Below are 11,809 nucleotides of genomic sequence, written 5' to 3' on the forward strand. Positions count from 1 at the left end.
CGCGCTCCCCCGCCGCCCCCCGCCCCCCCGCCCCCCCCCCCCCCCCCCCCCCCCCCCCCCCCCCCCCCCCCCCCCCCCCCCCCCGGGGGCCGGGAGAATGGGGTCATGAGCGAGCAGGATGCGGGCGGCCGCGAGAGCGGGTCCGGGAGCCGGGTGAGCCGGTCGGTCGAGGAGTTCGTCGGCCAGTTGCGGGCCTTCACCGACCGGGCGCGGGGCGCGGTGCCCTTCTCCATGCCGCGGCTGCCCTCGCCGCCGGGGGCGCTGTCGGCGGCCCAGCTGCGGGCCATCGACCGGGCGGTGCGCAGCCAGCGGCAGCAGATCGCGGCGATGACCGCCCAGCTGCAGGCGTTCGACGAGCAGCTGGCCGTCTTCGAGCGGATCCTCGACCCGCTGGTGGAGTGGAGCGCGACCTGGGCGCGGCTGGAGGAGTCGGTGGCCGACCTGGTCCGCCGTCCCGGCGACGTGGCCGACCCCGACGACGGGACGGCGCCGCGGTCCTGAGCTACCGCTGGTCGCGGCGCAGCGGGTGGTCGGCCGGCACCTCCACCAGCACGATCCGGACGCCCTCGGGGTCGGCGACCCACGCCTCGACCAGGCCCCACGGCTCGGTCCGCGGCCCGCGCAGCACCGTCGTCCCCGCACCGCGCAGCCGCTGCACCTCGGCGGCGACGTCGCGCACCTGCACCCACAGCGCGACACCGCGGGGCGGCTCGTCGCCGGACCCGGACACCTCCAACAGGCCGCCGCCGAGGAAGAACACCATCCCGGGGTGCTCGGGCGGCCCGAACTCCCGGTACACCGCCAGCCCCAGCACGTCGCGGTAGAAGGCCTGCGACCGCGCGGGGTCGACCGGGCGGAGGAGGATGCGGCTGCTCAGCACGTCCACTCCGGCATCATCGCGGCAGAGCCGGGACACCGAGCCGAGGAGGACGCCGTGGCGCAGCGCTTCGAGTACCGGGTGGTCGAGCTCCGCGAGGGGCTCATCGGCGGGAAGATGTCCGGTGACAAGCTGGAGAAGGTGCTCAACCAGCACGCCCGCGAGGGGTGGCAGCTCAAGGCGATCACGTCGGTCGAGGTCAAGGGCCGCATCGGCCCGGGCGGGGTCGAGGGCGTGCTGGTGACGCTGGAGCGCCCGACCACCTGACCCGAGGAGCGCCGTGCCCGACGCCGCCGACGCCCGCGCCCGGCTGCGCGCCGACTGCTCGCGCTGCGCCGGGCTGTGCTGCGTGGCCCCGGCGTTCACCGCCTCGGCCGACTTCGCGATCGACAAGCCGGCCGGGTCCGCCTGCCCGCACCTGCGGGACGACGCGCTCTGCGGCATCCACGACGAGCTGCGGGAGCGCGGGTTCCCGGGGTGCACGGTCTTCGACTGCTTCGGCGCCGGGCAGCAGACCGTGCAGGTCACCTTCGCCGGTGGACCCGACTGGCGGGACGGCCCCGAGCCCGCGGCCGCGGTGTTCGCCGCGTTCGGCATCCAACGGCTGCTGCACGAGCTGCTGTGGTACCTCACCGAGGCGCTCGTCCTGGACGCCGCCGCGCCGCTGCACCGGGACCTGGCCGCCGTGCACGAGCGCGCCGCCCGCCTCACCGCCGCCGCGCCCGACGAGCTCGCGGCCGTCGACGCCGGTGCCCTCCAGGCGGAGGCCGGCGCGCTGTTGCTGTCGGTCAGCGAGCTGGCGCGGGCGGGGGTCCAGCCGCGGGCGGGGGGCCAGCGCCGGGCCGACCGGCGCAACGCCGACCTCGTCGGCGCCGACCTGCGCCGCGCGGACCTGCGGGGCGTGAGCCTGCGCGAGGCCCTCATGCTCGGGGCGGACCTGCGCGGTGCCGACCTGCACCTGGCCGACCTCCTCGGCGCCGATCTGAGGGGCGCCGACGTGCGCGGCACCGACCTCTCCGGCGCGCTCTTCCTCACCCGGCGCCAGGTCGCCGGAGCCCGCGGCGGCGCCACGACCGTGCTGCCGGCCGGGCTCGAGCACCCCCCGCACTGGGGCGCGCGGTGACCGACGCCGAACGGTGGGTCGAGCGGCACCGCGGCGGCGCGGCGCCGGCCGACGTCCTGGCGTTCGCCGACCGGCTGCCCGGCATCGCGGTCGAGGAGGTGACCGGCCGCTGGCGGGGCGCCGAGCTGCCCACCGGCTCCCCGCTCGACGGCCTGCTGACCGCGCACCGCTGGTGGGGCAAGGAGGTCATCGACCCGGACACGGTGCACCCGCTGCTGTTCCCCGACCGGGCCGGCCAGCCCCGACCGGTCGACCCGGCGCCCGCGCCGCTGACCCTGCTGCGCCACGCCCCGGCCCTGGCCCGCAGCGTCCCGGCCCGGCTGGCGTTCACGGCCGTCCGCCCGCTGTTGACCACCCGTCGTCCCACCGCCCGGCTGCATCCGGTGGTGCACCGCGGCGTGCCCACCGCGGCGCTGGTCTACGACCGGCTGCCGGTGGTCGACGTCTTCCGCCGGGTCGGCCCGGACCTGCTGCTCGGCCTCATGGACATGCGCGGTCTGCCCGACCCGTTCGCCTTCCTGCTCGAGCGCGACCGCGGCTGACGACGCCGGCCCCCGGGCGCACCGGTGCGTGCTCGCGCGGACACCCGCGCCGTCGGCCGCAGCCGGTTCCCGGAGGGCGATCAGGCCGGGGGCCCGTCGTCCTCCGGGCGGCCGCGCCGGCGCAGGAAGCCGGTGACCGAGCCGACCCGGTCGGTGGCCTGCCGCAACCCGTGCACCAGCGGCAGCAGGTCGTCGGCGACGGTGCGCAGGGTGTCCGGCACGGTCTCGATGGCCGGGTCGTCGAGCACCCGGCCCACCCGCTCGAGCCCGGGCCGCAGCGCCCGCACCGGCTCCTCGAGCTCCTCGACCAGGTCCTCGAGCCGCTCGGCGGTGCGCTGCGCCGACGCGATGGTCTCGGTCGCCACCCGGGTCGCGGTGATCAGCTCCCGGACGGCGGCGTTGAGATCGGTGAGCGTGCGCGGCAGCTGCGCGAGCGCCTCGGTCTGCTTCTGCAGGACGTCGACCAGCTCGGACAGCCCCGGGATGCGGGGGAGGCCCAGGCCTCGGAAGGGATCCACGCCGCTCACCGTCGCCGCACCCGGTCGCCCCCGCAACCGCCGGACCTCCGGCGATCCCCGCGGGGATCGCCGGAGGGGGGTCAGAGCGCCTTGAGGATGTCCTCCACCCGTTCGCGGGCGTCGCCGAAGAGCATGCGGGTGTTCTCGCGGAAGAACAGCGGGTTCTGGACGCCGGCGTAGCCGGTGCTCATCGACCGCTTGAAGACGACCACGTGCTCGGCCTCCCACACCTGCAGCACCGGCATGCCCGCGATCGGGCTGCCCGGGTCCTCCAGCGCCGCCGGGTTCACCGTGTCGTTGGCGCCGATGACCAGCACGACGTCGGTCTTGGCGAGGTCGTCGTTGATCTCGTCCATCTCAAGGACGATGTCGTAGGGCACCTTCGCCTCGGCCAGCAGCACGTTCATGTGCCCGGGCAGCCGGCCGGCGACCGGGTGGATGCCGAAGCGCACCTCGACGCCGGCCTCGGTGAGCTTGCGGGTGAGCTCCGCGACCGGGCCCTGCGCGTGCGCCACCGCCATCCCGTAGCCGGGCGTGATCACGACCGAGTCGGCATCGCGCAGCAGCTCGGCGACCTCCTCGGCGGTGATCTCGGTGTGCTCGCCGTCCTCGGTGCCCGACGCCGTGCTGCCCTCGTTGCCGAAGCCGCCGGCGATGACCGACAGGAACGACCGGTTCATCGCCCGGCACATGATGTAGGAGAGGTAGGCACCCGAGGAGCCGACCAGCGCGCCGGTGATGATCAGCAGGTCGTTGTCGAGCAGGAAGCCCGACGCCGCGGCCGCCCAGCCGGAGTAGCTGTTGAGCATCGAGACGACGACCGGCATGTCGCCGCCGCCGATCGAGGCGACCAGGTGCCAGCCCAGCGCCAGCGCGAGCACCGTGACCGCGACCAGCACCCCGAGGCTCGGCGTGACGACGAAGGCGACGGTCAGCGCGGCGAAGGCGACCAGCGCCCCCAGGTTGAGCCAGTTGCGGCCGGGCAGCATGAGCGGGTTGCTCTTGATCCGCGCCGACAGCTTGAGGAAGGCGACGATCGAGCCGGTGAGGGTGACCGCGCCGATGAAGACGCCGATCACCACCTCGGCGGAGTGGATGCCCAGCAGGTCGGCCGGCACCTCGGTCTGCTCGGCAGCGTTCGCCTCGACCGACAGGTAGCCGTTCCAGCCGACCAGGACGGCGGCCAGGCCGACGAAGCTGTGCAGCAGCGCGATGAGTTCGGGCATGCCGGTCATCTCGACCCGGCGGGCCCGCCACAGCCCGATGGCCGCGCCGCCGGCCATGGCGGCGACGAGCAGCCCGACGGCGGCGGCCTCGATGCTGCGGGCGGCGAGCCCGACGGTGGCGGCCAGCGCGATCGCCATGCCGGCGATGCCGAAGGCGTTGCCCGACTTGGCGGTCTCGTGCCGGGACAGGCCGGCGAGGCTGAGGACGAAGAGCAGGCCGGAGACGATGTAGGCGGCAGCGGCGGCGGAGACGGCGGTCATGGGGTCAGCGCTCCGTGGTGGCGCGGGCCGGCCCGCGGGTGAACATGCCGAGCATGCGGCGGGTCACGGCGAAGCCGCCGAAGACGTTGATGCTGGCCACCAGCACGGCCACCGTGGCCAGCACGGTGACCAGGGCGCTGGTGTGGCCGATCTGCAGCAGGGCGCCGACCACGATGATCCCGGAGATCGCGTTGGTGACGCTCATCAGCGGCGTGTGCAGCGCGTGGTGGACGTTGCCGATCACGTAGAAGCCCACGACGACCGCCAGCGCGAACACCGTCAGGTTGCCGATCAGCTGGTTCGGCGAGAACGCCGCGGCCAGGAACAGCAGCGCGGCGGCGACGCCCACGACGGCGGCGGTCCGGGCGGGGGAGCGCGGCGCCTTCGGCGCGGGCGCTGGCGGAGCCGGGCGCGGGGCCGGTGCGGCCGTGCCACTCCCCGCCCCACCCGCCGACACCTGCACCGGGGGTGGTGGCCACAGCAGCTCGCCGTCGCGCACCACCGTCATCGAGCGCTGGACGACGTCGTCGAGGTCGAGGACCAGCTGCCCGTCCTTGCCGGGGGTCAGCAGCTTGACCAGGTTGACCAGGTTGGTGCCGAACAGCTGCGAGGCCTGGCCGGGCAGCCGGCCGGGCAGGTCGGTGTAGCCGATGATCGTCACGCCGTTCGCCGTCGTGACCACCTCGTCGGGCACCGAGCCGGCGACGTTGCCGCCCTGGGCGGCGGCCATGTCCACCACCACCGAGCCCGGCGCCATGCTGGCCACCATCTCCTCGGTGATCAGCCGCGGCGCCGGCCGGCCGGGGATCAGCGCGGTGGTGATGACGATGTCGACCTCGCGGACCTGCTCGGCGTACATCTCCGCGGCCCGCCGGTCGTAGTCGGCCGACGTCACGCTGGCGTACCCGGTGCCGCCACCGGCCTGTGGCTCGTCGGCCGGCACCCCGACGTACTCCCCGCCCATCGACGCGATCTGCTCGGCCACCTCGGGGCGGACGTCGGTGGCCCGAACGACCGCGCCCAGGCTGCTGGCCGCACCGATCGCGGCCAGGCCGGCCACACCCGCGCCGACGACGAGCACCGTCGCCGGGGGCACCTTGCCGGCGGCGGTCACCTGGCCGGTGAAGGAGCGGCCGAAGGCGTGCGCGGCCTCGATCACGGCCCGGTAGCCGGCGATGTTGGCCATCGAGCTGAGCACGTCCAACGACTGCGCGCGGCTGATCCGCGGGACGGCGTCCATCGCCAGCGCGGTGACGGGCCGGGCGGCCAGCGTCGCGAGCAGGTCGGGGTCCAGCGCGGGGGCGAGGGTGCTGACGAGCACCGCGCCGTCGCGCAGCCGCCCGACCTCCGCGGCCGTCGGCTTCGCCACGTGCAGGACGACGTCGGCGCCCCACGCCTCGTCGGCGGTCCCCACCCGGGCGCCGACCTCGCGGTAGCCGTCGTCAGGGAAGCTGGCCGCCGTCCCCGCTCCCGCCTCCACGACGACGGCGTAGCCCAGCGCGGTCAGCTGGCGCACGGTGGTCGGCGTCGCCGCCACGCGCGTCTCGCCGGGTCGGGTCTCCCTGGGCACTCCGATGAGCACGTCCGGTTTCCTCCTGCACGGGTCGGTCGCCGCCCATCCTCGGCGACGGAGCCGGGGACGGTCCGGGACGGCGTGCACTGGTGGCGCAGCCAGGGAGATCATGCCGAACGCCGGGCGCCCCCCGTGAGTGGGCTGCGTCACCCTCCGCAGCGGGCGTCGGATCCGTGCGGACCTCCGGGGGCGGCGGCACCCCCCGGGAGGGTGAGGACCGAAGTCCCCCACTGGAGCGCTCGCCCTCCGGTGACGTACTCCTCTGCAGGACGGACGCGAGGCACGGATGCCGATCGCCGTCGGTACGGGAGGAGGGCGCGTGTCGGTCTCGACCATGACCGCTGAGCCGCTGGTACCACCGGAGATCGTCTCGTCGATCTTCTACGGGGCCGCGGTGAGCGACACGCTCGTGCTCCTCGTCGCCGAGGTCGTGGGCGGGACGCCGCGGATCACCTGGGGCAACGAGGGCGCCACGCAGCTGCTCGGGTACGGGCTGGACGACCTGCGGTCCCTGCCGGTCGCCTCCCTGGTGCCGACGCTGCGCGGCGCGGAGGTCAGGCTCCTGCTGCGCCGAGAGCGCAGCGCGCGCATGACCCTGCCGGTGCGCACCGCCAGCGGCGCCCTCGTCCAGGCGGCCGTGGTGTGCACGCCGACGCCGAGCGGGCGGACGTGGACCCTGCGGCTCGTCCCGGTCGACATGGAGTCCGACCGGGTCATGCGGGCCACCGCCGACGCCCACGAGCAGCGCTTCACCACGCTGACCGAGCGCTCGCCGGTGCCCACGCTGCTGTCCGAGCAGGGCATGCGCCTGGCGCACGTCAACGACGCCTTCTGCAGCCTGGTGGGGCTGCAGGCCGAGCAGCTGCTGGGCACCGGGTGGATGGCCACGGTGCACCCCGACGACCTCGACGACGTCATCGAGCAGGTCGTCGCCGTCCTCGGCGGGGGCGACGGGGAGACCAGGGCCCGGCTGGTGCGCACGGACGGCACCGAGCGGACGGCGGTCCTCCGCTTCTCGCAGCTGTTCACCCCCGGCGTCGGAGCCGGCTTCGTCGGCACGATCGAGGACATCACCGACCGGCTGGCCTTCGAGGCGTGGCTGGAGCACCAGGCCAACCACGACCCGCTCACCGGGCTGCCCAACCGCACCCTGCTCGCTGAGCACGTCGGCACGCGGTTCCGTCCCGGCACCAGCGGGCTGGCCTGCCTGTTCCTCGACCTGGACGACTTCAAGGTCGTCAACGACTCCCTCGGCCACGCCGCCGGTGACGAGCTGCTGGTCGAGGTCGCCAACCGGCTGCGCGCCACGGTGCGCCCCGGCGACCTCGTGGCCCGCTTCGGTGGCGACGAGTTCGTCGTCGTCTGCGAGGGCGTGACCGAGGCCGACGCGGTGACCCTGGCCGAGCGGATCGGCGCCGCGCTGGCGCTGCCGGTGCGCCTGAGCGGGGTCGACGTCCGCTCGCACGCCAGCGTCGGGGTCACCGTGCAGACCGCCGAGCACGGCGCGGCCGAGGAGCTCATCCGCGACTGCGACATCGCGATGTACCAGGCCAAGGCCGGCGGCAAGGGCCGGATCACCGTGCTCGACCAGCGGGCCCGGGCCGAGGCGCGGGACAAGCTCCGGCTGGTCGCCGAGCTGCGCGAGGCGATCGAGCGGCGGGAGATCACGGTGCTCTACCAGCCCATCTTCAGCACCGCCGACGGCGCTCCGGTGGCCGTCGAGTCGCTGGCCCGCTGGCACCACGCGCAGCGCGGCCTGATCAGCCCGGTGGTGTTCGTCGCGCTGGCCGAGGAGAGCGGGCTGATCGGCGGGCTGGGCCTGCTGGTGCTCGACGAGACCTGCCGGCAGCTGGCCGAGTGGGACCGCGTGCTCGGCGCGGCCGCCCCGCAGCGGGCCAACGTCAACGTGTCGGCGCTGCAGCTGGACGAGCACCTGCACGGCCACGTGGTCGCCACCCTCGAGCGGCACGGGCTGCACCCGGCGCGGCTGCAGATCGAGATCACCGAGTCCGCGCTGATGAAGGACCCGTCCTCGGCGCGCGAGGTGCTCATCCAGCTGCGCGAGCTCGGCGTCTCCCTGGCCATCGACGACTTCGGCACCGGCTACTCGTCTCTGGCCTACCTGCGCCACCTCCCGGTGGACTGCCTGAAGGTGGACCGCTCGTTCGTCGCCGAGCTGGCCGACGGGCACGCCGAGATCGCCTCGGCGGTCATCGCGCTGGCCCGCAGCCTGGACCTCTCGACCGTCGCCGAGGGCGTCGAGACCCAGGAGCAGGCCGCCCAGCTCGCCGCTCTCGGCGCCGGCTACCTGCAGGGCTTCGACCTGGCCCAGCCGATGACCGGCCACCGCACCACCGCGTGGTACGCCGCGCACGCCCGATGACCCTCACCCTCCTCCCGGGAGCACCCGTGCCCACGACCCTGGCCGCCGCGCCCTCCTTCGACGTCGAGGCGGTGCTGGCGAGCATCGAGACGATGGCCGCGCAGAAGCCGGTCGCCGCGCAGATCGTCTCGATCGCCAACTCCGAGGACACCGACGCGCGCACCCTCGCCCGGACGCTGGCCTCCGACGTCGCGCTGGCCGGTCGGGTGATGAAGCTGGCCAACTCCGCCTACTTCGGCATGCGCGGGCGGGTCACCTCGCTGCAGTTCGCCGTCACCGTCGTCGGCTTCACCACCGTGCGCACCATGGCCACCGTCGCGCTCACCGACCTGGACGACGAGTCGCGGCTGCCCGAGGGCTTCTGGCGGATGAGCACCTGCGTCGCGCTGGGCGCCTCCACGCTGGCCCCCCGCTTCGGCGAGCGCCCGCAGGACGCCCTGTGCCTGGGCCTGCTGGCCCCGCTCGGCGTCGCGCTGCTGCACCACAACGACCACGAGGCGTACACCGAGCTGTCGGCCGCGGAGCCGACCGCCGCCGGGCGCCGGGCCGCCGAGGTGCGCCGCTACGGCATCCACGCCCACCGGCTCGCCGCGGTGGCGCTCGAGCAGTGGGGCTTCCCGCCCAGCATGGTGACCCCGCTGAGCGCGGTCGACGACCTCGGCAGCACGGACGGCGCGCTGCTGCGCGCGGCGCTGGAGGTCGCGTCCCGGCTGACGGTCGAGGACCACGTGGCGGTGCCGGTCGAGGACCTCACCTGCGGGCAGCTGCCGGAGGACGCCGTCGTGCCGGTGCTGGACCGGGTGCGCGCCGAGGCCGAGGAGCTCCGGCTGGCGATGCTGGGCTGAACGACCGCGGCCGGCGCCCCCGTCGGGGACGCCGGCCGCAGTCTGTCGGTGCCGGTCAGCGGGTGTAGGGCGCGCCCAGCGGGTCGACGGTCTCGTGCTCGCCGACGGTCGCGGCCAGCCGGGACAGCGCCCAGTCCCCGTCGCCGAGGACGTGGTCGATCGCGGTGAGCCGGCTGGTGTGGTGGCCGATGGTGTACTCGGCGGTCACCCCGATCCCGCCGTGCAGCTGGATCGCCTCCTTGCCGATGTGCCGGCCGGCGCGACTGGTCTGCAGCCGGGCCCGGTCGGCCGCGGCGACGACGTCCCCGCCGGCGTCGGCCACCATCGCCGCCCACAGCGTGGTGCTGCGGGCCAGCTCGAGCGAGACGTACATGTCCGCGGCGCGGAAGGTGAGCGCCTGGAACCGGTTGAGCGTCACGCCGAACTGCTTGCGGGTCCTGAGGTACTCGGCCGTGGTGCGCAGCGCCGTGTCCATCGAGCCGATGGCCTCGTGGGCGTAGGCGATGCGCGCCTCGGCGAGCACCCGCTCGATCTCCGCGGTGCGGTCGGCCGTGTCCTCACCCAGCAGCTCGGCGGGGGTGCCGTCGAACCGGACGGCGGCCGCGCGGCCGCCGTCGTGGGTGCGGTAGCCGGTGCGGGTCAGGCCCGCCGCGTCGCTGCGGACGAGGAACAGCGCCGTCCCGCCGTCGACCACCGCGGAGACGACCAGGACGTCGGCCCGCGCGCCGTTCAGCACCGGCTCCTTGACGCCGGTGAGCGACCAGGAGCCGCCGTCCTGCGTGGCGGTGACGGCCGCGGCCGACGGGCTCCAGCGGGCGCCGGGCTCGGCGTGCGCGGCGGCGGCCAGCGTCGTCCCCTCGGCGATGCCGCCGAGCACCTCGCCCTTCTGGGCGTCGGTACCGACCGCGGCGACCAGGCCGCCGGCCAGCACGACCGCCTCGACGAACGGCTCGGGCGCGAGCACCCGGCCGATCTCCTCGGCGACGATCGCCACCTCGATCGGCCCGGCGCCCATGCCGCCGTGCTCCTCGGCGAAGGGCAGCCCCAGCAGCCCCATCTCGGCCAGCCGCGACCAGGTCTTCTCGTCGAAGCCCGGTTCGGTGGCGGTCACCCGGCGGCGCTGCTCGCCGTCGCCGTAGGCGCGCTCCAGCAGGCCGCGCACGGCCTCCCGGAGGTCGTTCTGCTCACTGTCGAAGGTGAAGTCCACGGTTGCCTCAGAGCCCCAGGATCGTGCCGGCGATGATGGTGCGCTGCACCTCGTTGGAGCCTCCGTAGATGGAGACCTTGCGGTAGTTGAGGTACTCGGGGGTGGCCACGCGGGCCCAGTCCGGGACCTCGGACCCGCCGTCGGCGAAGGAGGACAGCGACAGCGGGCCGGCGATGTCGACGACCAGCTCGGTGATGTCCTGCTGCAGCTCCGAGCCGCGCAGCTTGAGCACCGACGACGCCGGGTGCGGCTTGCCGTCGGCGGAGTGCGCGACCACGCGCAGCGCGGTGAGCTCGAGGGCGAGCAGCTCGTTCTCCAGCTCCGCGATGCGGTCGGCCATGCGTGGCTCCTCGGCCAGTGGGCGCCCCGCCACGGTGATCTCCTGCGCGAACGCCTTGGCCTGGGCCAGCAGCCGCTTGGAGGAGCCGATGCGGGCGATGCCGACGCGCTCGTTGCCGAGCAGGAACTTCGCGTAGTCCCAGCCGCGGTTCTCCTCGCCGATGAGGTTCTCGGCCGGGACGCGGACGTCCTCGAAGAAGACCTCGTTCACCTCGTGGCCACCGTCGATCAGCTGGATCGGCCGCAGCGTGACGCCGGGGCTGTCCATCGGGAAGACCAGCAGCGAGATGCCGCGCTGCTTCTTCTCCGCGGTCGGGTCGGTGCGGACCAGGCAGAAGATCCAGTCGGCGTGCTGGCCGAGCGTCGTCCAGGTCTTCTGGCCGTTGACGACCCAGTCGTCGCCGTCGCGGACGGCGGTGGTGCGCAGGCTGGCCAGGTCCGAGCCGGCGTCGGGCTCCGAGAAGCCCTGGCACCACCAGATGTCGATGTTCGCCGTCCGCGGCAGGAAGCGCTCCTTCTGCTCCTGGCTGCCGAAGGCCGCGATGACCGGGCCGATCATGCTGGCGTTGAAGGGCAGCGGCTCGGGGACGCAGGCCAGCTGCATCTCCTCGCGCCAGATGTGCATCTGCAGCGGCGTCCAGCCCCGCCCGCCCCACTCCACCGGCCAGTGCGGCACGGCCAGGCCGGCGGCGTTGAGCGTCCGCATGGCCTCGACGTACTGCTCCTTGGACAGGTCCCGGCGGGCCGCGACGGTGTTCCGGATCTCCTGCGGCACCTGGGTGGTGAAGAACGTCCGCATCTCCTCCCGGAAGGCCTCGAGCTCCGGGGACAGTTGCAACCGCATCGGGCCTCTCTCCTGACGGCGACCGTGCCGTCTCGCAGGGTGGGAGACCGACGATCCCACACTTGCTACCC

General features: G+C 74.6%; 12 protein-coding genes. 6 read left to right on the forward strand and 6 right to left on the reverse strand.

The genetic code is table 11. The annotated features are described in order from the left end of the window. Nucleotides 1–105: 105 nt before the first annotated feature. Nucleotides 106–501: a hypothetical protein gene (locus ACI78Z_RS09380; protein ID WP_457036260.1), complete on the forward strand. Its 396-nt coding sequence runs from the start codon at nucleotides 106–108 to the stop codon at nucleotides 499–501. A gap of 1 nt (nucleotide 502) precedes the next feature. Here ACI78Z_RS09380 and ACI78Z_RS09385 read toward each other — a convergent pair whose 3' ends face one another. After that, a complete protein-coding gene (locus ACI78Z_RS09385) occupies nucleotides 503–886 on the reverse strand; it encodes a VOC family protein (protein ID WP_457036261.1) in 384 nt (127 codons plus the stop codon). A 48-nt stretch (nucleotides 887–934) separates the two neighbouring features. On the opposite strand from ACI78Z_RS09385, the gene ACI78Z_RS09390 reads away from it, so the two are divergent. From ACI78Z_RS09390 to ACI78Z_RS09400, 3 genes are read left to right on the forward strand one after another with little or no spacing between them, the layout of a single operon-like run. Continuing rightward, entirely contained in the window at nucleotides 935–1,144 is a 210-nt protein-coding gene (locus tag ACI78Z_RS09390) for a DUF4177 domain-containing protein (RefSeq protein ID WP_091150821.1), read from the forward strand. 13 nt (nucleotides 1,145–1,157) lie between these two features. Beyond that, nucleotides 1,158–2,000 carry a pentapeptide repeat-containing protein gene (locus ACI78Z_RS09395; RefSeq protein ID WP_457036262.1) on the forward strand — a complete coding sequence of 281 codons (843 nt, stop codon included), beginning with the start codon at nucleotides 1,158–1,160 and terminating at the stop codon, nucleotides 1,998–2,000. Beyond that, the gene (locus ACI78Z_RS09400) at nucleotides 1,997–2,542 is read left to right on the forward strand and encodes a GXWXG domain-containing protein (RefSeq protein ID WP_457036263.1); all 546 of its coding nucleotides are present in this window, start codon (nucleotides 1,997–1,999) and stop codon (nucleotides 2,540–2,542) included. The genes ACI78Z_RS09395 and ACI78Z_RS09400 overlap by 4 nt, the downstream gene beginning before the upstream one ends. A gap of 80 nt (nucleotides 2,543–2,622) precedes the next feature. On the opposite strand, the gene ACI78Z_RS09405 is transcribed toward ACI78Z_RS09400, so the two are convergent. The 3 genes from ACI78Z_RS09405 to ACI78Z_RS09415 form a co-directional block, all read right to left on the reverse strand. Then, complete coding sequence (locus tag ACI78Z_RS09405; protein WP_457036264.1) at nucleotides 2,623–3,060, reverse strand: hypothetical protein; 438 nt, start codon at nucleotides 3,058–3,060, stop codon at nucleotides 2,623–2,625. An 80-nt stretch (nucleotides 3,061–3,140) separates the two neighbouring features. After that, nucleotides 3,141–4,547, reverse strand: a complete 1,407-nt coding sequence (pntB, locus tag ACI78Z_RS09410) for a Re/Si-specific NAD(P)(+) transhydrogenase subunit beta (protein ID WP_457036265.1) — start codon at nucleotides 4,545–4,547, stop codon at nucleotides 3,141–3,143. Nucleotides 4,548–4,551: 4 nt separating this feature from the next. Then, on the reverse strand, nucleotides 4,552–6,129 hold the full coding sequence (locus tag ACI78Z_RS09415; RefSeq protein ID WP_457036266.1) for a Re/Si-specific NAD(P)(+) transhydrogenase subunit alpha: 1,578 nt from the start codon (nucleotides 6,127–6,129) through the stop codon (nucleotides 4,552–4,554). 310 nt (nucleotides 6,130–6,439) lie between these two features. Between ACI78Z_RS09415 and ACI78Z_RS09420 the strand changes: the two genes are divergently transcribed. Both ACI78Z_RS09420 and ACI78Z_RS09425 read left to right on the forward strand, forming a co-directional pair. Then, nucleotides 6,440–8,503 (forward strand): putative bifunctional diguanylate cyclase/phosphodiesterase, encoded by a 2,064-nt coding sequence (locus ACI78Z_RS09420; protein ID WP_457036267.1) that lies wholly within the window; start codon nucleotides 6,440–6,442, stop codon nucleotides 8,501–8,503. A gap of 26 nt (nucleotides 8,504–8,529) precedes the next feature. Beyond that, on the forward strand, nucleotides 8,530–9,348 hold the full coding sequence (locus ACI78Z_RS09425; protein ID WP_457036268.1) for an HDOD domain-containing protein: 819 nt from the start codon (nucleotides 8,530–8,532) through the stop codon (nucleotides 9,346–9,348). A 55-nt stretch (nucleotides 9,349–9,403) separates the two neighbouring features. Here the strand turns inward: ACI78Z_RS09425 and ACI78Z_RS09430 are convergent, their stop codons facing one another. Both ACI78Z_RS09430 and ACI78Z_RS09435 read right to left on the reverse strand, forming a co-directional pair. Further along, a complete protein-coding gene (locus ACI78Z_RS09430) occupies nucleotides 9,404–10,555 on the reverse strand; it encodes an acyl-CoA dehydrogenase family protein (RefSeq protein WP_457036269.1) in 1,152 nt (383 codons plus the stop codon). 7 nt (nucleotides 10,556–10,562) lie between these two features. Next, nucleotides 10,563–11,738 (reverse strand): acyl-CoA dehydrogenase family protein, encoded by a 1,176-nt coding sequence (locus tag ACI78Z_RS09435; protein ID WP_457036270.1) that lies wholly within the window; start codon nucleotides 11,736–11,738, stop codon nucleotides 10,563–10,565. Nucleotides 11,739–11,809 lie beyond the last annotated feature (71 nt).

The organism is Geodermatophilus sp. SYSU D01176, assembly GCF_054050015.1.

Coding starts and splice junctions, on each gene's coding strand:
- ACI78Z_RS09380 (WP_457036260.1), top strand. CDS start 106: ATGAGCGAGCAGGATGCGGGCGGCCGCGAGAGCGGGTCCGGGAGCCGG.
- pntB (WP_457036265.1), bottom strand. CDS start 4,547: ATGACCGCCGTCTCCGCCGCCGCTGCCGCCTACATCGTCTCCGGCCTG.
- ACI78Z_RS09435 (WP_457036270.1), bottom strand. CDS start 11,738: ATGCGGTTGCAACTGTCCCCGGAGCTCGAGGCCTTCCGGGAGGAGATG.